Below are 22500 nucleotides of genomic sequence, written 5' to 3'. Positions count from 1 at the left end.
GGGGGAAGGGCGGAGTCGCCTCGTCATGAGATGCCGAACTCCTTGCCGATGAAGTCGAAGAGGTCGTCGTCGGTCGCGCTCTCCAGCGCCTCGGCCACGTCGGCGCCGTCGGAGTCCGAGGCGACCGCGGCCTGTTCACCGGCTTCGCTCCAGGCGGCCAGCAGCGCTTGCAGCCGCTCGGTGATGCGGTCGCGGCCGGCGTCGTCGGGCGTCGAGGTGACGAGCGACTTCTCCAGTCGGTCCAGTTCGGCGAGCAGCGGAGGTACGGCCGCCGCGCCGTCCTGCCAGAGTTCGTCCTTCAGGAACTCCACCAGCGCCGTGGGCGTCGGGTAGTCGAAGACGAGGGTGGCGGGCAGCCGGACGCCGGTGGCGGCGCCGAGGCGGTTGCGGAGTTCGACGGCGGTCAGCGAGTCGAAGCCGACCTCGTTGAACGACCGCGCCGGGTCGACCGCTTCGGGTCCGGCGAAGCCGAGGACCCCGGCGACGTACGTGCAGACCAGCTCCAGCAGCGCCTCGTCCCGCGCGGCCGGCGAGAGCCCGGTGAGGCGCTCGCGCAGCTCGGCTCCACCGTCCGTACCGGGGGCGGTGGCGCCGGCGGCGCGGCGTGCCGGCGTACGGACCAGGCCGGAGAGCAGCGGCGGGAGCATGCCACTGCCCGCCTGGGCCCGCAGGGCCGCAAGGTCCAGCTTCACCGGCACCAGCAGCGGCTGCCCGGTGGCGGTGGCGGCGTCGAACAGCGCCACGCCTTCGGCGGCGGTGAGCGCGTTGACGCCACCACGGCCGAGCCGGGACACGTCCTCGGCATCCAGGGCGCCACCCATACCGCCGACCTCGGCCCACAGACCCCAGGCCAGGGACGTGGCCGCCAGACCCCGCGCCCGACGCTGGGCGGCCAGGGCATCCAGGAACACGTTGCCGGCCGCGTAGTTGGCCTGACCGGCACCACCGAACACACCGGCGGCCGACGAGAACAACACGAACGCGTCGAGGTCCAGATCCTGGGTGAGCTCGTGCAGGTTCCATGCCGCATCCACCTTCGGCCGCAGTACGGCCGACAGACGCTCGGCGGTCAGCGAACCGACCACACCGTCGTCCAGGACACCGGCCGTGTGCACGACCCCGGTCAGCGGGTGCTCAGCGGGAACGGCCTTGATCACAGTGGCGAGCGCCTCGCGGTCGGCCACATCACACGCCGCCCACGACACCTCGGCACCCAGACCAGCGAGCTCGGCCGACAACTCCGCAGCACCAGCGGCCGCCTCGCCGCGCCGACTGACGAGCAACAGGCGCCGTACACCGTGCTCGGTGACCAGGTGGCGGGCGAACAGACCGCCCAGCGAACCACTCGCACCCGTCACCAGCACCGTGCCATCGGCATCCCACTCGACACCCGCGTCAGCGGCGACCGCCGTACGCGCCAGCCTCGGCACCAGCACCGAACCGCCCCGAACCGCGACCTCGGACTCACCCGAGGCCACTACCGCGGGCAGCGCACGGTAGGAGGCGTCGCTGCCGTCGGTGTCGGCCAGGACGATCCGCCCCGGGTTCTCCGACTGCGCCGAACGCACCAGACCCCACACCGAGGCGTGGACCAGGTCCGACACTCCCTCACCGGGTACGGCTTCCACCGCACCCTGGGTCAGGAACACCAAACGCGAATCCTCGAACCGCTCATCGGCCAGCCACTCCTGCACCAGCGCCAGCACCCGACCCGTCTCCGCGTGCACCGCACCCGCCACGTCCTGCGGACCTGTGTCCGGGGACAGCGGGACGCACACCAGCGCCGGATCCACGAGCATCGCGAGCCCACCACGGTGGGCCTCGTAGCGCACGCCCACCGTGTCCAGACCGGCATGGCCGTCCCCGAGCAGCACCCAGGGGCGCTGCTCCGACGCGGACACCGGGGTGAGCGGCACGGCCGTCCACTCGACCTGGAACAGGGACTCCAGGCGACCGCCGCGCGCCGCCCCGATCTGCTCGGGCGAGACCGCCCGCAGCACGAGCGACTCGACCGAGGCGACCGGCGCACCCGCCGTGTCGGCGAGTTCCAGCGCGATGGCGTCGCGGCCGGCCGGGGTCAGGCGGACTCGTACCGACGAGGCGCCGGCCGCGTGCAGCCGTACGCCGCTCCAGGCGAACGGGAGCCGTCCCTGGCCGGTGTTCTCGACGAGCGCGCCGAGACCGGCCGCGTGGAGGGTGGCGTCCAGGAGCGCCGGGTGGAGACCGAACCAGTCGGCTGCCTCCGCCGTCTCCTCGTCCAGGCTCACCTCGGCGTACACGGCGTCGCCGTGGAGCCAGGCCGAGCGCAGGCCCTGGAAGGCGGGGCCGTAGTCGAATCCGGCAGCGGCGAGTCCTTCGTAGAGGCCGTCGATGTCCACCGGTTCGGCTCCGGCCGGCGGCCATGCCGTGAGGTCGGCCGCGGGGGCCGGGGCGTCGCCGGTGGTGAGGACGCCGGTGGCGTGCCGCGTCCACGGCTCGTCGGCGGGGCTGTCCTCGTCACGGGAGTACAGCGACAGGGAGCGTCGGCCGGACTCGTCGGCTCCGGCGACGGACAGCCGCAGCTGGACTCCGCCACGCTCGGGGAGGACGAGCGGCGCCTCCAGGGTCAGCTCTTCCAGGACGTCACAGCCGACCTGGTCGCCGGCGCGTACCGCGAGTTCGACGAAGGCCGTGCCCGGCAGGAGGACCGAGCCGAGGACGGCGTGGTCCGCGAGCCACGGCTGGGTGGCCGACGAGAGCCGGCCGGTGAAGAGGTACCCGTCCGAGTCGGGCAGTTCGACGGCCGCGCCCAGCAGCGGGTGGTCCGTCGTGCCGAGGCCGAAGCCGGCGGCGTCGCCCGGGGTGTTCTGTGCGGTGGGTGCCGAGTCGAGCCAGTACCAGTCGCGCTGGAAGGCGTACGTGGGCAGCTCGACCTGGCGTGCGGCGCTCGGGGCGAAGTACGCCTCCCAGTTCACCGCCGCGCCGTGGGTGTGGGCGAGGGCGAGGGCGTTGCTCAGGGTCTCGGGCTCGGGGCGGCCGGTGCGCAGGGCGGGCGCGAACCGGGCCCGGTCCTCGGTCAGGCACTCCTGGGCCACCGCGGAGAGCACGCCGTCGGGGCCGAGCTCGACGTACGTGGTGACTCCGGCGGCCTCCAGGGCGCGGATGCCGTCCAGGAACCGGACGGCCTCGCGGACGTGCCGGACCCAGAAGTCGGCGGAGCCCATCTCGTCGGTGACGAGGGCGCCGGTCAGGTTGGAGACGACCGGGATGCGCGGGGCGCCGTACGACAGTTCCTCGGCGACCTTGCGGAAGTCGGCGAGCATGCCGTCCATGTGGGGCGAGTGGAAGGCGTGGCTCACGGTGAGGCGCTTGCTCTTGCGGTCCGGGAAGGCCTCCGCGACCGCGACCGCCGCGTCCTCGTCGCCGGCGATGACCACCGAGCGCGGGCCGTTGACGGCCGCGATGCTCACGCGATCGGTCAGCAGCGGCAGAACCTCGTCCTCCGACGCCTGCACCGCGACCATCACGCCACCGGACGGCAGCGCCTGCATCAGACGACCACGCGCCTCCACCAGCGCACACGCGTCCTCCAGCGAGAACACCCCGGCCACGTGCGCGGCCGCGATCTCACCGATCGAGTGCCCGGACAGGAAGTCCGGACGCAGACCCCAGCTCTCGACGAGCCGGAACAGCGCCACCTCGACCGCGAACAGCGCCGGCTGCGTGTACCCGGTCCGGTGCAGCACAGCGGCATCGTCCCCGAACAGGACGTCCTTCAGCGGCAGTTCCATCCGCTCGCACACCGCGTCCAGCGCGGCCGCGAACACCGGGAAGGCGTCGTACAGCTCACGCCCCATCCCGAGGCGCTGGCTGCCCTGCCCGGTGAACAGGAAGGCGAGCTTCCCGGCCCCGGCGGCGCTCACGGTGCCCCGCACGACCCCGGCCGTGGCCAGGTCGTCGCTCTCCAGGGCACCCAGACCACGCAGCAGCTCCTCCCGGTCCGCCGCCACGACCACCGCACGGTGGTCGAAGGCGGCACGCCGGGTCGCCAGCGAGTACGCCACGTCCGTGGCCCTCAGCGCGGCCGAGTCCTCCAGGCGCGCCCGCAGACGGGCCGCCTGGCCGCGCAGCGCGTCCGCCGACCTCGCGGACAGCACGTACGGCAGCACCGGCACCGCGTCGCCGTCGGCGGCGGTCACAGCCGCCTCCTCCGGAGCCTGCTCGATGATCGTGTGCGCGTTGGTGCCGCTGATGCCGAACGACGACACACCGGCCCGGCGCGGGCGGCCCGTCTCCGGCCACGGCATGTTCTCGGTGAGCAGCGTGACGGCGCCGTCCTCCCAGTCCACGTGCGGGGTCGGCTCGTCGACGTGCAGCGTCTTGGGCAGGACCCCGTGCCGCATCGCCATGATCATCTTGATGATGCCCGCGACACCGGCGGCGGCCTGCGTGTGGCCCATGTTGGACTTGATCGAGCCCAGCCACAGCGGCTCGTCCGCCGCCGCACGCTCCCGGCCGTACGTGGCCAGCAGCGCCTGCGCCTCGATCGGGTCGCCCAGGGTCGTACCCGTGCCGTGCGCCTCGACCACGTCGATCTGCTCGCTGGTCAGCCCGCCGGAGGCCAGTGCCTGGCGGATGACGCGCTGCTGGGAGGGGCCGTTCGGAGCGGTCAGGCCGTTCGAGGCACCGTCCTGGTTGATCGCGGAGCCACGGACCACGGCGAGCACCGGGTGCCCGTTGCGGCGGGCGTCCGACAGGCGCTCGACGAGCAGCATGCCCGCGCCCTCGGCCCAGCTGGTGCCGTCGGCGGCCGCGGCGAAGGACTTGATGCGGCCGTCGGCGGCGAGCCCGCGCTGGCGGCTGAACTCGGTGAAGGTGCCCGGCGTCGACATGACGGTGACACCTCCGGCCAGGGCCATGGTGCACTCGCCGCCGCGCAGCGCCTGGATCGCCCAGTGCAGCGCGACGAGGGAGGAGGAGCAGGCCGTGTCGACGGTGACCGCCGGGCCCTCCAGGCCGAAGGCGTACGAGACGCGGCCCGAGGCGATGCTGCCGGAGTTGCCGGTGCCGAGGTACCCCTCGACGCCGTCGGGCACGGAGGTGATCCGGGTGGCGTAGTCGTGGTACATCACGCCGGCGAAGACGCCGGTGCGGCTGCCGCGCAGCGTGGCCGGGTCGATGCCGGCCCGCTCGAAGGCCTCCCACGAGGTCTCCAGCAGCAGGCGCTGCTGCGGGTCCATCGCGACGGCCTCACGCGGCGAGATCCCGAAGAACGCCGGGTCGAACCGGCCCGCGTCGTGGAGGAAGCCGCCGGAGCGGGTGTAGCTGGTGCCCTTGCCGTCCGGGTCCGGGTCGTACAGGGACTCCAGGTCCCAGCCGCGGCCCTGCGGGAACTCCGAGATGGCGTCGATGCCGCCCACCACCAGGCGCCACAGGTCCTCGGGGGTTTCGACCCCGCCGGGGTAGCGGCAGCTCATGCCGACGATCGCGATGGGGTCGTCGTGGAGCGCGGCGCCGAGGGACGCGTCAGTGGCGCCGGCCGCGGTGGCCGTCTCCTCGTCCGAGGTCAGGGACAGGCCCAGGACCTCGGTCCTCAGGTACGCGGCGAGCGCGCTCGGCGTGGGGTAGTCGAAGACGAGCGTCGCGGGCAGCCGTTCGCCGATGGCGGCGCCGAGGCGGTTGCGCAGTTCCACGGAGGTCAGGGAGTCGAAGCCGAGCTCCTTGAACGCCCGGTCGGCCGGCACCTCGTCGGTCGAGGCGTGGCCGAGTACGGCGGCCACCTCGGCCCGGACCGTCTCCAGCAGGGCCGCTTCCCGCTCCTCGGCGGGCAGCGCGGACAGCCGCGCGCGGAGCGCGGACCCGTCGGCCGTGGCCCCCTGGCCCGCCGCCCGGCGTGCCGGTACCCGGACCAGGCCGCGCAGCAGGTCGGGAACCAGGCCGGTGCGCGCCTGGGCGCGGAGGGCGGCCAGGTCGAGCGGGAGGGGCACGAGCAGCGGCTCGTCCGTGCGGCGGGCCGCGTCGAAGAGGGCGAGGCCGGTCTCCGGCGCGAGGACGCCGATGCCGCCGCGGTTGATGCGCTCGCGGTCGCCGTCGGCCAGGTCACCGCCCATGCCGCCGACGCCGGTCCACAGGCCCCAGGCGAGGGAGGTGGCGACCAGTCCCTGCGCCCTGCGGTGGGCGGCGAGGGCGTCCAGGAACGTGTTGGCGGCCGCGTAGTTGGCCTGGCCCGCGCCACCGAACACACCGGCGGCCGACGAGAACAACACGAACGCGTCGAGGTCCAGATCCTGGGTGAGCTCGTGCAGGTTCCACGCCGCGTCCACCTTCGGCCGCAGCACGGCCGACAGCCGCTCGGCGGTCAGCGAACCGACGACACCGTCATCCAGGACACCGGCCGTGTGCACGACCGCCGTCAGCGGGTGCTCAGCGGGGATGTCTGCCAGTGCGGCCGCCAGCGCTTCGCGGTCGGCCACATCACACGCGACCCACGACACCTCGGCGCCCAGGGCGGCGAGCTCGGCCGACAACTCCGGAGCCTCGCCGCGCCGGCTGACGAGCAGTAGACGCCGTACGCCGTGCTCGGTCACCAGGTGACGGGCGAACAGACCGCCCAGCGAACCACTCGCACCCGTCACCAGCACCGTGCCATCGGCATCCCACTCGACACCCGCGTCAGCGGCGACCGCCGTACGCGCCAGCCTCGGCACCAGGACCGAACCGCCCCGTACCGCGACCTCGGACTCGCCCGAGGCCAGCGCGGCCGACAGCCCGTCCGCCAGGTCGCTCTCGGCGTCGATGTCGACCAGGACGAGCCTGCCGGGGTTCTCCGACTGCGCCGAGCGCACCAGGCCCCACACCGGAGCGTGCGCCAGATCGGACACGCCTTCGCCCGGTACGGCGGCCACGGCGCCCCGCGTCAGGAACACCAGACGCGAGTCCGCCGACCGTTCGTCGGCCAGCCAGTCCTTCAGGAGCGCCAGTACCCGGGCGGTCTCCGCGTGCACCGTGCCGGTCACATCGCCGGCGGCCGGCTCCACGCACGGCACCACCAGCGCCGCCGGAGCGCCCTCCGCCTCGCCCAGCATCATCCAGTCGTCGAAGGATCCGCCCCCGGCCGCCGGCGCCCACTCCACACGGAACAGGGCGTCACGCGTCAGGTCCGGAGCGGTGTCGAGCTGGTCGCGGCTGACGGACCGCAGGGCCAGGCCGGCGACCGAGGCGACGGGCGCCCCGGTGGCGTCGGCGATCGTGAGGGCCACCTCGCCGTTTCGGGCGGTGGTCAGGCGCACCCGGAGTGCGCGGGCGCCGACCGCGTGCAGGCTGACACCGGACCAGGAGAACGGGAGCCGTCCTTCGGTGCCGGCGGTGTGCTCGGTGCGCAGTCCGAGCGCGTGCAGGGCCGCGTCGAGGAGAGCGGGGTGCAGACCGAACCGTGCGGCGTCGTCCTCGGCTCCCTCGGGGAGCGCGACCTCGACGTAGTGGGCGTCGCCTTGGCGCCAAGCGGCCCGCAAGCCCTGGAACACCGGCCCGTAGCCGAACCCGGAGTCCGCGAGGCCCTCGTACAGGCCCTCGACGGGGACGGCCACCGCCCCGGCCGGCGGCCACTCGGTGAGGCCCTGCGGGTCCGGTTCGGCCCCGGTGGCGAGCACACCGACGGCGTGCCGCGTCCACGGCGCGTCCGGGTCCACCCCCTCGTGGCGGGAGTGGAGGGTCAGGCCGCGGCGCCGGCCCGACGGGTCGGCCGCCGTGACGGAGAGCCGCAGCTGCACGCCGCCGTGCTCGGGCAGCACGAGGGGTGCTTCCAGGGTGAGTTCGTCGACCAGATCGCATCCGACGTGCTCGCCGGCCCGGAGCGCGAGCTCGACGAAAGCCGTGCCGGGCAGGAGGGCGGAGCCCATGACCCGGTGGTCGCCGAGCCAGGGGTGGGTGGTCAGCGACAGCCGGCCGGTGAAGAGGTGGCCGTCGGAGTCGGGCAGCTGGACCTCGGCGCCGAGCAGCGGATGGTCGGCGGTGCCGAGTCCGGCCGCCGCGACGTCGCCGTCCGCACGGCCGGCGTCGAGCCAGTAGACGCTGCGCTGGAAGGCGTACGTCGGCAGGTCGACGCGCCGGCCCCCGAGCGGGGCGTAGAACGCGGGCCAGTCGACGGCGGTGCCGCGCACGTACGCGGTGGACAGCGCCGAGAGCAGGGTCTCTGCCTCGGCGCGTCCCGCGCGCAGGGCGGGGGCGAAGGCGGCGGAACCGGTGTCGTCGGTCAGGCAGGCCTGTGCCATCGCGGAGAGCACGCCGTCGGGGCCGAGCTCGACGTAGGTCGTCACCCCGGCGGCTTCGAGGGCGCGGATGCCGTCGAGGAAGCGGACGGCCTCGCGGACGTGGCGGACCCAGAACTCGGCCGATCCCATCTCGTCCGAGACGAGCGCGCCGGTGAGGTTCGAGACGACCGGGATGCGCGGGGCGCCGAAGGACAGCCCCGCCACGACCTGGCGGAAGGCGTCGAGCATGCCGTCCATGTGCGGCGAGTGGAACGCGTGGCTGACCGTCAGCCGCTTCGTCTTGCGATCGGCGAACGACTCCGCGACGGCGACCGCCGCGTCCTCGTCACCGGCGATGACCACCGAGCGCGGACCGTTGACCGCCGCGATGCTCACCCGGTCGGTGAGCAGCGGCAGGACCTCGTCCTCCGAGGCCTCCAGCGCGATCATGACCCCGCCCGCGGGCAGTTCCTGCATCAGGCGGCCGCGGGCCGCCACCAGCGTGCACGCGTCCTCCAGCGAGAGGACGCCCGCGACGTGCGCGGCGGCGATCTCACCGATCGAGTGCCCGGACAGGAAGTCCGGCTTCACTCCCCAGGACTCGACGAGGCGGAACAGGGCCACCTCGACGGCGAACAGGGCCGGCTGGGTGTGTTCCGTACGGTCCAGGACAGCGGCGTCGTCCCCGAACAGGGCTTCCTTCAGCGGCAGTTCCAGCCGCTCGCACACCGCGTCCAGCGCGGCCGCGAACACCGGGTGGGTCTCGTAGAGCTCACGGCCCATGCCGAGGCGCTGGCTGCCCTGTCCCGTGAACAGGAAGGCGAGCTTCCCGGCCGCGGTCGAGCCCTGGACCAGGCCCGTTGCGGAGCGGCCCGCGGCGAGGGCGGCCAGGCCGGTACGGAAGCCGTCGAGGTCGGCGGCGACCACGGTCGCGCGGTGGTCGAACACGGCCCGGCCGGTCGCCAGCGAGTGGCCGATGTCGGCCGGCGGCGTGTGCGGGTGTGCCTCCAGGTGGGACAGGAGCCGCTCGCCCTGGGCCCGCAGGGCCTCGGGGGTGCGGGCGCTCAGGTGCCACGGAAGCGCCGCCGGGGCGACCGGGACGGCCGGGGCGGCCGCGGTGACGGGGCTCTCGGGGAGCTCGACGATGGCGTGCGCGTTCGTACCGCTCATGCCGAAGGAGGAGATGCCGGCGCGGCGCGGGCGGCCGGTCTCGGGCCACGGGCGCTGCTCGGTGAGCAGCGAGACCGCGCCCGCCGACCAGTCGACGTGCGGGGACGGCTCGTCCACGTGCAGGGTCTCGGGCAGGATGCCGTGGCGCATCGCCTGGACCATCTTGATGATGCCGGCAACACCAGCCGCGGCCTGCGTGTGGCCGAAGTTGGACTTCACGGAGCCCAGCCACAGCGGCCGGTCCTCGGGGCGGTCCTGGCCGTAGGTGGCGAGCAGGGCCTGCGCCTCGATGGGGTCACCGAGCCGGGTGCCGGTGCCGTGGGCCTCGACGGCGTCGACGTCGGCGGAGGCCAGGCCGGCGTTGGCGAGGGCCTGGCGGATGACGCGCTGCTGGGACGGCCCGTTGGGCGCGGTCAGGCCATTGCTCGCGCCGTCCTGGTTGACGGCGGTGCCGCGGACGACCGCCAGGACCTGGTGGCCGTTGCGGCGGGCGTCGGAGAGCCGCTCGACGAGCAGCATGCCGACGCCCTCGCCCCACGCGGTGCCGTCGGCGGCGGCCGCGAAGGGCTTGCAGCGACCGTCGGCGGCGAGGCCGCGCTGGCGGCTGAACTCGGTGAACACGTCGGGGGTGGTGATGATGGTGACGCCGCCCGCCAGGGCGAGGGAGCACTCGCCGGCCCGCAGGGCCTGCGCCGCGAGGTGCAGGGCGACCAGCGAGGAGGAGCACGCGGTGTCGACGGTGACGGCCGGGCCCTCGAAGCCGAGGGTGTAGGAGACGCGGCCGGAGGCGATGCTGCTGGAGCCGCCGGTGCCGAGGTAGCCCTCGACGCCTTCGGGGACGGTGTTCAGGCGGGACACGTAGTCGTTGTGCATCTGGCCGACGAACACGCCGACCTGTGCGCCGCGCAGGCCCGTGGGGTCGATCCCGGCGCGTTCGAAGGCCTCCCAGGAGGTCTCCAGCAGCAGGCGCTGCTGCGGGTCCATGGCGAGGGCCTCGCGCGGGTTGATCCCGAAGAACGCCGGGTCGAAGTGGGGGGCGTCGTAGAAGAAGCCGCCTTCGCGGGCGTACGAGGTGCCGGGGTTGTCCGGGTCGGGGTCGTAGAGCGCCTCGGTGTCCCAGCCGCGGTCCGCGGGGAGGTGTGCGATGCCGTCGCGGCCTTCGGCGAGCAGCTCCCACAGGTCCTCGGGGCTGCGGACGCCGCCGGGGAAGCGGCAGCTCATGGCGACGATGGCGATGGGGTCGTCGGCCTCGGCGGCGGCCGACCGGACGGTGAGGGCGGCGGCAGCGGCCTCGGAGCCGAGGAGTTCGTCCTTGAGGTAGCCGGCGAGGACCGTGGGGGTGGGGTAGTCGAAGACGAGGGTGGCGGGCAGCCGGACCCCGGCGGTGGCGCCGAGGCGGTTGCGGAACTCGACGGCGGTCAGCGAGTCGAAGCCGAGGTCCTTGAAGGCGCGGCCGGGTTCGACGGCGTCGGGGGTGGCGTGGCCGAGGACGGCGGCCACCTGGTCGCGTACGAGGTCGAGCAGGAGCGCGTCGCGCTCGTTCTCGGGAAGGCGTACGAGCTGCTCCACCAGCGGGGTTCCGGCCCCGGCGGCGGTGGCCTGGGCGGCCCGGCGGGCGGGGGCGCGGACGAGGCCGCGCAGCAGCGCGGGCACCATGCCGGCGTCGGCCTGGCGCAGCGGCGCGAGGTCGAGCTGCATGGGGACGAGGTGGGCGTCGCCGGTGTGGTGGGCGGTGTCGAGGAGGGCGAGGCCCTCTTCGGAGGAGAGGCCGAGGACGCCGGAGCGCGTCATGCGGTCCTTGTCGGCGGTATCGAGCTCGCCGGTCATGCCGCTGGCCTCGGCCCACAGGCCCCAGCCGAGGGAGGTGCCGGGCAGGCCGTGTGCCTGGCGGTGGCGGGCGAGGGCGTCGAGGAAGACGTTCGCGGCCGCGTAGTTGGCCTGGCCGGCGCCGCCGAAGGTGCCGGCGGCGGAGGAGAAGAGGACGAAGTCGGCCAGGTCGTGGTGGCGGGTCAGCTCGTGCAGGTGGAGGGCCGCGTCGGCCTTGGGCCGCAGGACGTGGTCGATCCGCTGCGGGGTGAGGGCCTCGGCGATGCCGTCGTCGAGGACGCCGGCGGTGTGGACGACGGCGGTCAGCGGGTGCTCGGCCGGTATGCCGTCCAGCAGCGCGGCGAGGGCCTCGCGGTCGGCGGCGTCGCAGGCGGCGACGGTGACGTCGGCGCCGAGGGCGCGCAGCTCCGCGGCGAGTTCGGCGGCGCCGGCGGCGGCCTCGCCGCGGCGGCTGGTCAGGATCAGGCGGCGGGCGCCGCGGACGGTGACGGCGTGGCGGGCGACGAGCGCGCCGAGGGTGCCGGTGCCGCCGGTGATGAGGACGGTGCCGTCGGGGTTCCAGTCGGCGGGCACGGTGAGCACGATCTTGCCGACGTGGCGTGCCTGGCTGAGGTAGCGGAAGGCCTCGGGGGCCTGGCGCAGGTCCCAGGCGGAGACCGGCAGCGGGCGCAGGGAGCCGGACCGGAAGAGGCCGAGGAGCTCGGTGAGCATCTCCTGGATGCGGTCGAGGCCGGCCTCGGTGAGGTCGAACGCCTGGTAGCTGACGCCGGGGTGGGCGGCGGCGACGTCGCGGGGGTCGCGGACGTCGGTCTTGCCCATCTCGACGAAGCGTCCGCCGCGCGGCAGGAGCCGCAGGGAGGCGTCGACGAATTCGCGGGCGAGGGAGTCGAGGACGACGTCGACGCCGCGTCCGGCGGTGGCGGTGCGGAAGGTCTCCTCGAAGTCGAGGGTGCGGGAGGAGGCGATCCGGTCGTCGGTCAGGCCGAGTCCGCGCAGGGTGTCCCACTTGGCGGGGCTGGCGGTGGCGTAGACGTCGGCGCCCCAGTGGCGGGCCAGCTGGACGGCGGCCATGCCGACGCCGCCGGCGGCGGCGTGGACGAGGAGGGTCTCGCCCTCGCGCAGGCCGCCGAGGTCGCTGAGCGCGTAGTACGCCGTCATGAAGACGATCGGTACGGCGGCGGCCTCGGCGAACGTCCAGCCCTCGGGCATCGGGGCGATCATGCGGCGGTCGACGACGGCCAGCGGGCCGAAGGCGCCCGGGAGCATGCCCATGACGCGGTCGCCGGGCGCGAGGTCGGTGACGCCGGGGCCGGTCTCGACGACGGTGCCGGCGCCTTCGCTGCCCATGAGGCCGGGGTCGCCGGGGTACATGCCGAGGGCGTTGAGCACGTCGCGGAAGTTGAGGCCGGCGGCGCGTACGGCGACGCGGACCTGCCCGGGTTCCAGGGGTGCCTCGGACTCGGGGCTGGGGACCAGGGTGAGGTGGTCGAGGGTGCCCTTGTCCTCGATGTCCATGCGCCAGGCGGTGCCGTCCGCGGGCGGGGTCAGCGGCGTGGTGGCGGGGACCCGGGCGAGGCGGGGCGCGTGGACGGTGCCGCGGCGGATCGCGAGCTGCGGTTCGCCGCCGGCGAGGGCGGCGGCGAGGGTTTCCGCCGGGGTGTCGCCGTCGAGGTCGGCCAGGACGAAGCGGTCGGGGTTCTCCGACTGCGCGGAGCGGACCAGGCCCCAGACGGGGGCGTGGACCGGGTCGGCGAGGTCCCAGTCGCCCTGGGTGGCGACGGCGCCGCGGGTGACGAACACCAGGCGGGACGCGGCGAACCGGTCGTCGGCGAGCCAGCCCTGGACGAGGGCGAGGGCCCGGTGCGTGGCGGCGCGGACGGCGTCCGGGGTGAGTGCCTGCGCCGGGGCGGACGGGCAGGGGGCGAGGACGTACGCGGGGGCGGGGGCGCCCGCGTCGAGGGCCGCACCGAGGGCGGCGAGGTCGGCGTGGACCGGGCCGGGCAGCGCGGCGGAGCCGGCAGCGGAGCCCGCGCCGGAGGCCGGGCCGGCGTCGATGACGGCCCATGGGGTCGCGGGATCGTCGGCGGCGCCGGGCGGGAGCGGGACGGTCGCCCACTCGATCCGGAACAGCGACTCGTGGTACGCGGCGCGGGAGGCGCCGGCGAGCCGGTCGGCGGAGACGGGCCGGACGATCAGGTGGTCGACGGTGGCGACGGGCGCGCCGGTCGTGTCGGCCAGCTGGAGGCGGAGGGTGTCGTCGCCGTCCGCGGTGAGGCGGACGCGCAGCGCGGACGCGCCGACGGCGTGCAAGGACACGCCGCGCCAGGAGAACGGCAGTCCGGCCTGCCGGTCGCCGTCGGAGGAGACCAACGTGGCGTGCAGGGCGGCGTCAAGGAGCGCCGGATGCAGGCCGAAGCGGGTGGCCTCGGCGTGGCGGTCTTCGGGCAGGGCCACCTCGGCGTAGACGTCCCCGCCGAGGGTCCAGGCGGCCCGCAGGCCCTGGAAGACGGGCCCGTAGGCGAAGCCGCCCTGGCCGAGGTGCTCGTACAGGCCGTCGACGGCGACGGCCTCGGCGCCGGGCGGGGGCCAGGCGGTGAGGTCGAAGGCGGGGCGCGGCGCGCCGGAGGCGAGGACGCCCGCGGCGTGCCGGGTCCAGGGCTCGTCGTCGGCGGCGTCGGGGTCGCCGGAGTACAGGTCGAGGGTGCGCCGGCCGTCCTGGTCGGGGGCGCTGACCACGATCTGGAGGCGTACCGCGGAGTGCGGGGTGAGGACCAGCGGGGCTTCGAGGGTGAGTTCCTCGAGGACGTCGCAGCCGGCCTGGTCGCCGGCGCGTACGGCGAGTTCGACGAAGGCGGTGCCGGGCAGCAGGACCGTGCCCATGACGGCGTGGTCGGCGAGCCAGGGGTGGGTGTCGAGGGAGAGGCGGCCGGTGAACAGGAAGCCCTCGCCGTCGGCGAGCGGCACGGCGGCGCCGAGCAGCGGGTGGTGGGCGGCGCCCAGACCGGCCGATTCGACGTCCCCGATGAATCCGGCGGGGGCTTCGAGCCAGAACCGGCGGCGCTGGAAGGCGTACGTGGGCAGGTCGACGCGGCGGGCGCCGGTCGCGGCGAAGTACGCGGACCAGTCGAGGGGGACGGCGCGGGTGTGGAGGGCGGCCACGGCGGCGGCGATGGCCTCGGCCTCGCCGCGGTCGCGGCGCAGGGCCGGCACGAACACGGCGTCGGTGTCGCCGCCGCCGCTGCCGCTCTCGCCGTCGGTCTCGGTGAGGCAGTCGCGGCCGAGGCCGGACAGTACGCCCTGCGGGCCGAGTTCGAGGTAGGTGGTGACGTGCTCGGCGTCCAGGGTGCGGATGCCGTCGAGGAAGCGGACGGCCTCGCGGACGTGGGAGACCCAGTGCTCGGGGGTGCGCAGTTCGTCGCCCGCCACGGCTCCGGTGAGGTGGGTGACGACGGGGATGGCGGGGGCGTGGTAGGTGAGGGAGGCGGCGACGTCGCGGAAGGCGTCGAGCATGCCGTCCATCAGCGGGGAGTGGAAGGCGTGGCTGACGGTGAGCCGCTTGGTCCGGCGGCCGCGCCGCTCGAACTCGGCGGCGATCTCCAGCGCGAGGGTCTCGTCGCCGGAGATGACGACGGCGGAGGCGGAGTTGACGGCGGCGATGCCGATCCGGTCCTCGTGGCCGGCGAGCAGCGGCCGGACCTCGTCCTCGGTGGCGGTCAGCGCGATCATCGCGCCGCCCTGGGGCAGTTCCTCCATGAGGCGGCCGCGGGCGGCGACGAGGGCGGCCGCGTCGGACAGCGTCAGGACGCCCGCGACGTGCGCGGCGGTGATCTCGCCGATGGAGTGGCCGGCGACGAAGTCGGGGCGCACGCCCCAGGTCTCGACGAGGCGGTAGAGCGCGGTCTCCAGCGCGAACAGGGCGGGCTGGGTGTGGCCGGTCCGGTTCAGGAGGGTGTCGTCCTCGTCGAACAGGACGTCCTTGAGGGGCTGTCCGAGGTACGGGTCCAGTGCGGCGCACACCTCGTCGAGGGCGGCGGCGAACGCGGGGTACGCGCCGTACAGTTCGCGGCCCATGCCGGGGCGCTGGCTGCCCTGTCCGGTGAAGAGGACGGCGAGGCGGCCGTCGGCGGCGTCGTGGCGGACGAGCCGGGCGCTGTCGCGGCCCTCGGCGAGGGCGGCGAGCGCGGTGAGGAGCCCGTCGCGGTCGGAGGCGACGACGGCGGCCCTGCGGTCCAGGGCGGTACGGGTGGTGGCCAGGGAGAGCGCCACGTCGGCCGGGGCCGCTTCGGGGCGCTGCGCGAGGTGGTCGGCGAGCCGGGCGGCCTGGGCGCGCAGCGCGTCGGGGGTGCGGCCGGAGAGGAGGAACGGCAGCGGGGTGCCCGCGGGGACGCCGGCGGCGTCCGCCGGACCGGCGTCGGCGTGCGCGTCCGCGTCCGGCTCCTGATCGGCGGCCGGCGCTTCGATGATGACGTGCGCGTTGGTGCCGCTGACGCCGAAGGAGGAGATGCCCGCGCGGCGGGGGCGGCCCGTCTCGGGCCAGGCGGCGGACTCCGTCAGGAGTTCGACGGCGCCGGCGCTCCAGTCGATGTGCGGGGACGGCTCGCCGATGTGCAGCGACGCGGGCAGGACGCCGTGCCGCATGGCCTGGACCATCTTGATGATGCCGGCGGCGCCCGCCGCGGCCTGGGTGTGGCCGATGTTGGACTTGATGGAACCCAGGCGCAGCGGCCGGTCCGCGGGCCGGTTCTGGCCGTAGGTGGCGAGCAGCGCCTGCGCCTCGATGGGGTCGCCGAGGGTGGTGCCGGTGCCGTGCGCCTCGACGGCGTCGACGTCCGCGGTGGTCAGGCCGGCGTGGGCGAGTGCCTCGCGGATGACGCGCTGCTGGGAGGGCCCGTTGGGGGCGGTGAGGCCGTTGGAGGCACCGTCCTGGTTGACGGCGGTGCCGCGGACGACGGCCAGGACCGGGTGGCCGTTGCGGCGGGCGTCGGAGAGCCGCTCGACGAGGATCATGCCGGCGCCCTCGGCCCAGCCGGTGCCGTCGGCGTCGGCGGAGAAGGACTTGCAGCGGCCGTCGGTGGACAGGCCGCGCTGGCGGCTGAAGTCGATGAAGGTGTCCGGGGTGGACATGACGGTGACGCCGCCGGCGAGCGCCATGTCGCACTCGCCGCTGCGCAGGGCCTGCGCGGCGAGGTGCAGGGCGACGAGGGAGGAGGAGCAGGCCGTGTCGATGGTGACGGCCGGGCCCTCCAGGCCGAAGGTGTACGAGATGCGGCCGGAGGCGACGCTTCCGGCGGTGCCGGTGCCGAGGTAGCCCTCCAGACCCTCGGGGACGGCCGGGAGCCGGGTCAGGTAGTCGTGGTACATGACACCGGCGAAGACGCCGGTGCGGCTGCCGCGCATCGCGGCGGGGTCGATCCCGGCGCGTTCGAAGGCCTCCCAGGAGGTCTCCAGCAGGAGCCGCTGGTGCGGGTCCATGGCGAGGGCCTCGCGCGGGTTGATGCCGAAGACGTCCGGGTCGAAGTCGGCGGCGTCGTGCAGGAAGCCGCCCTCGCGGGTGTACGAGGTGCCGGCGCGGCCGGGGTCGGAGTCGTAGAGCGCGTCGAGGTTCCAGCCGCGGTCGGTGGGGAACGGGGAGATCGCGTCGGCGGAGCCGGCGACGAGCTGCCACAGCTCCTCGGGGGTGCTGACACCGCCGGGGTAGCGGCAGCTCATGGCGACGATGGCGATGGGCTCGTCGGCGACGGCCCGGGCGGTGGCCGCGGTGGTGGCGGCCGGGGCCTGGGCGGCCTGGTCGCCGAGGAGTTCGGTGCGCAGGAACGCGGCGAGCGCGTTCGGGGTGGGGTAGTCGAAGACGAGGGTGGCCGGCAGCCGGACGCCGGTGGCGGAGCCGAGGCGGTTGCGCAGTTCGACGGCCGTGAGCGAGTCGAAGCCGAGTTCCTTGAAGGCGCGGCCGGGGTCGACGGCGTCGGGGCCGGGGAAGCCGAGGACGGCGGCGACCTGGACCCGGACGGTGGCCAGCAGCAGCCGGTCGCGTTCGGCGGCGGTCAGCGGCAGCAGGCGCTCGGTGAGGCCGTCGGCGGGGGCTGTCCCCTGGGCGGCGGCGGCCCGGCGCACGGCGGGGCGGACCAGGCCGCGCAGCAGCGGCGGGACCATGCTCGCGTCGGCCTGGCGCAGGGCGGCCAGGTCGAGGTGCATGGGGACGGCGGTGGCGTCGCCGGTGGCGCGGGCGGTGTCCATGAGGGCGAGGCCCTCGGCGGAGGACAGCGCGGCGACTCCGGCGCGGGAGATGCGCTCCAGGTCGGTGTCGGCGAGGTCGCCGGTCATGCCGCTGCGCTCGGCCCACAGGCCCCAGGCGAGCGCGGTGGCGGGCAGGCCTTCGGCTCGGCGGCGGTGGGCGAGGGCGTCGAGGAAGGTGTTGGCGGCGGCGTAGTTGGCCTGTCCGGCGGCGCCGAGGGTGCCGGCGGCGGCGGAGAACAGGACGAACGCCGCGAGGTCGGCGTCACGGGTCAGCTCGTGCAGGTGGACGGCCGCGTCCACCTTGGCGGGCAGGACGTGGTCGAGCCGCTCGGGGGTGAGCGCTTCGAGGATGCCGTCGTCGAGGACGCCGGCGGTGTGGACGACGGCGGTCAGCGGGTGCTCGGCCGGTATGCCGTCCAGCAGCGCGGCGAGTGCCTCGCGGTCGGCGGCGTCGCAGGCGGCGAGGGTCACCTCGGCGCCCAGGGCGCGCAGTTCCGCGAGGAGTTCACCGGCTCCGGCGGCGGCCTCGCCGCGGCGGCTGGTCAGCAGCAGGCGGCGGACGCCGTGCTCGGTGACCAGGTGGCGGGCGACGAGCCCGCCGAGGGTGCCGGTGGCGCCGGTGACGAGGGCGGTGCCGTCCGCGTCGAGCGGGCGGGTCTGCTGTCCCTCGGCGGCGGGGAGGGCGGGGACGCGGCCGAGCCGGGGGACGACGGCACGGCCCTCGCGCAGGGCGAGCTGCGGTTCGGCGGTGGCGAGCGCGGCGGGCAGGGCGCGCAGGGACTCCTCGCGGTCGTCCAGGTCGAGCAGGACGAACCGGTCGGGGTGCTCGGACTGCGCCGAGCGCAGCAGGCCCCACAGCGGGGCGTGCGCCAGGTCGGCCACGTCGGAGCCGACGGCGGTGGCGACGGCGCCCTCGGTGACGAACACGAGCCGGGAGCCGTCGAAGCGGGCGTCGGCGAGCCAGGCCTGGGCCAGGTCCAGGGCGTGGTGCAGCGCGTCCCGGACGGCGCCGGACAGCGCGGCGTCGACGGTGGCCCGCGCGGGCCCGGCCACGGCGGGGACGGGGACGACGACGGCCTGCGGTACGGGGCCGCCTGCCTCGATGGCCGCGGCGAGCGCGGCGAGGTCGCCGTGCGCGGCGGCGGTGGGCAGCACGGTGGTGAACCGGGGGCCGGCCCCGGCCTCGCCGAGCAGGGCCCACTGGCCGGGGGCGACGGTGGTGGCGGCCGGCAGGGCCAGCGGGCTCCACTCGACGCGGAACAGCGAGTCGTGGAAGGCGGTGCGGGCCGCCCGTACCTGGTCGGGGGTGACGGGGCGCAGCAGCAGGGCTTCGACGGTGGCGACGGGCGCGCCGGACTCGTCGGCGAGGTCGACGCGGACGGTGTCCTGGCCGGCGGGCGCGAGGCGCACGCGCAGGGCGCGGGCGCCGATGGCGCGGAGGGTGACGCCGCTCCAGGAGAACGGCAGTCTGCCGTGCTCGGTGTCCTCCAGCAGGGAGCCCATGCCGACGGCGTGCAGCGCGGCGTCGAGCAGGGCGGGGTGCAGACCGAACAGGGCGGCCTCGGCGTGCGCCTGCTCGGGCAGGCGGACTTCGGCGAAGACCTCGTCGGCGCGCTGCCAGGCGGCGGTCAGGCCCTGGAATACGGGTCCGTAGGCGAAGCCGGAGGCGGTGAGGTGCTCGTAGAGGCCCTCGACGGGGACGGCGGTGGCGCCCTGCGGCGGCCAGGTGGCGAGGTCGGAGCCGGGGTGCGGGGCGGGGCGTGCGGTGGCGGGGGTGAGGAAGCCGGTGGCGTGCCGGGTCCAGGCGCCTTCGCCCCAGGTGTCGTCGGCGGCGTCCTCGGGCCGGGAGTGCAGGGTCAGGGCGCGCCGTCCGTCGGCGTCGGGGGCGCCGACGGCGAGCTGGATCTGGACGCCGCCGTGCGGGGGCAGGGCCAGGGGGGCCTGGAGGGTGAGCTCGTCGAGGAGTTCGCAACCGGTGTGCTCGCCGGCCTGGAGGGCGAGTTCGACGAAGGCGGTGCCGGGCAGCAGCACGGTGTCCATGACCGTGTGGTCGGCGAGCCAGGGGTGGGTGGCCAGGGAGAGCCGGCCGGTGAAGAGGTAGCCGTCGCCGTCGGCCAGGGCGATGGCGGCGCCGAGGAGGGGGTGGTCGGCGGAGCCGATGCCGGCGGCGGTGACGTCGCCGGTCCAGGCGGTGGGCTGTTCGGGCCAGTAGTGGCCCCGCTGGAAGGCGTACGTGGGCAGGTCGACGCGGGTGGCGCCGCGCCCGGCGAAGACGGCGGACCAGTCGGCCCGGACGCCGTGCGCGTGGGCCCGGGCGACGGCGGCGGCGAACGCGGCCGGTTCGGGACGGTCGGCGCGCAGGGCGGGGACGAAGACGGCGCCGTCGCGGTCGTCCTCGCCGGCGAGGCAGTCCTGTGCGAGGGCGGTCAGGACCCCGCCGGGGCCGACCTCGACGAAGGTGGTGACGCCGAGCGCGGCCAGGCCGCGCACCCCGTCGTGGAAACGGACGGCCTCGCGGACGTGGCGGACCCAGTAGTCGGCGGTGCAGATCTCCTCGGCGGTGACGGAGGCGCCGGTGAGGTTGGAGACGATCGGGATGACGGGCGGCGCGTAGGAGACGGCCTCGGCGGCCTCCCGGAACGCGTCGAGCATGCCGTCCATGAGCGGCGAGTGGAAGGCGTGGCTGACGGTGAGCCGCTTGGTGCGGCGGCCGCGGGCGCGCAGGGCCTCGGCGACCTGCTCGGCGGCGTCCGCGTCACCGGAGACGACCACGGAGCGGGGGCCGTTGACGGCGGCGATGGACACCCGGTCGGTGAGGAGCGGGGTGACCTCGTCCTCGGTGGCCTCGACGGCGATCATCGCGCCGCCGGCGGGCAGGGCCTGCATGAGGCGGCCGCGGGCGGCCACGAGGGCGGCCGCGTCGGGGAGGGTGAGGACGCCGGAGACGTGGGCGGCGGCGAGTTCGCCGATGGAGTGCCCGATGAGGAAGTCGGCGGTGACGCCCCACTGTTCGAGCTGGCGGTAGAGGGCGACCTCGACGGCGAACAGGGCGGCCTGGGTGTAGGCGGTGGCGTCGAGGAGCGCCGCCTCGGGGGTGCCCTCGGCGGCGAACAGCACGTCGTACAGCGGGCGTTCGAGGTGCCGGTCGAGTTCGTCGCGGACCGCGTCGAGGGCGCGGGCGAAGCCGGGGTGGGTGGCGTACAGCTCACGGCCCATGCCGGGGCGCTGGCTGCCCTGTCCGGTGAAGAGGAAGGCGGTGTTGCCGTCGCCGGGGGCGCCGAGGACGGCGGTCGCGGGCTGCTCGCCCGCGGCGAGCGCGGCGAGGTCGGCGAGCAGCTGCTCGCGGTCGGCGGCGAACAGGACGGCGCGGCGGTCGAGGGCGGAGCGGCTGGTGGCGAGGGAGAAACCGAGGTCGGTCAGGGCCGCGGGGTCCGCCGCGAGTGCGGGGTCGGCCCGCAGGTGTGCGGCGAGGCGGGCGGCCTGGGCGCGCAGGGCGTCGTCGCCCTGGCCGGAGACCAGCAGCGGCACGGGCCCGGTGGCGCCTTCCGCGGCGGCTTCGGCGTCGTCGCCGCTGCCGTCGGCCGTGGTGCCCGTGCCGTCGGTCTTCGTGTCCGCGCCGGGTGCCTCGGCGGGCGGGGCCTGCTCGATGACGGTGTGGGCGTTGGTGCCGCTGACGCCGAACGAGGAGATGCCGGCGCGGCGCGGCTGGCCGGTCTCGGGCCACGGGACGGCCCGCGTGAGCAGTTCGACGTCGCCGGTGCTCCAGTCGACGGCGCTGGAGGGCTGGTCGATGTGGAGCGACTCGGGCAGCACGCCGTGCCGCATCGCCTCGACCATCTTGATGATGCCCGCGACACCGGCGGCGGCCTGGGTGTGTCCGATGTTGGACTTGATGGAGCCCAGCCACAGCGGCCGGCCCTCGGGCCGGTTCTGGCCGTACGTGGCCAGGATGGCCTGCGCCTCGATGGGGTCGCCGAGGGTGGTGCCGGTGCCGTGCGCCTCGATGACGTCGACCTGCGCCGGGGTGAGCCCGGCGTTGGTCAGCGCCTGGCGGATGACGCGCTGCTGCGAGGGGCCGTTGGGTGCCGTCAGGCCGTTGCTCGCGCCGTCCTGGTTGATCGCGGAGCCGCGGACCACGGCGAGTACGGGGTGCCCGAGGCGGCGGGCGTCGGAGAGCTTCTCGACGAGGAGCATGCCGACGCCCTCGCCCCAGCCGGTGCCGTCGGCGCCGTCGGCGAACGGCTTGCACCGGCCGTCGGGGGCGAGTCCGCGCTGCCGGCTGAACTGCACGAAGGCGCGCGGGCTGGACATGACCGTGACACCGCCCGCCAGCGCGAGGGAGCACTCCCCGCCCCGCAGCGCCTGCACCGCGAGGTGGAGGGCGACGAGCGAGGCCGAGCAGGCGGTGTCGACGGTGACGGCGGGGCCTTCGAGGCCGAAGGTGTAGGAGAGGCGGCCGGAGACGACGCTGGCCGCGTTCCCGGTGAGGAGGTACTGCTCGACGCCCTGGGGGACGCCGTCGCGGAGCAGGTCGGGGTAGTCCTGGCCGTTGGTGCCGATGAACACGCCGGCCTTGCTGCCGCGCAGCGTCGCCGGGTCGATCCCCGCGCGCTCGAAGGTCTCCCAGGACGTTTCGAGCAGCAGGCGCTGCTGCGGGTCCATGCCGAGGGTCTCGCGCGGGCTGATCCCGAAGAACGCGGCGTCGAACTCGCCGACCCCGTCCAGGAACCCGCCCTCGCGGGTGTACGAGGTGCCCCGCCGGTCGGGGTCGGCGTCGTACAGGGACTCGATGTCCCAGCCGCGGTCGGTGGGGAAGTCGGTGATGGCGTCCCGGCCACCCGCGACCAGGTCCCACAGGTCCTCCGGCGACTGGATGCCGCCGGGGAACCTGCAGGCCATGCCGACGATGGCGATCGGCTCCGGCTCCTGGGCCTCGACCTCGCGCAGGCGCTGCCGTGTCTGGTGCAGATCGGCCGTCACCCGCTTCAAGTAGCCGATGATCTTGTTCTGATCCGCTACCTGATCCGCCATTGGAACCTCA

1 protein-coding gene is annotated in these 22500 nt (G+C 75.3%); it reads right to left on the bottom strand.

What is annotated here, in order from left to right:
- Window positions 1–23: 23 nt before the first annotated feature.
- Entirely contained in the window at window positions 24–22439 is a 22416-nt protein-coding gene (locus JYK04_RS36155) for an SDR family NAD(P)-dependent oxidoreductase (protein WP_373317566.1), read from the bottom strand.
- Window positions 22440–22500: the final 61 nt, after the last annotated feature.

It is taken from the genome of Streptomyces nojiriensis (genome assembly GCF_017639205.1).
Classification (GTDB): Bacteria; Actinomycetota; Actinomycetes; order Streptomycetales; family Streptomycetaceae; genus Streptomyces; species Streptomyces nojiriensis.
This window is presented reverse-complemented; position numbering and strand designations above follow the sequence as displayed.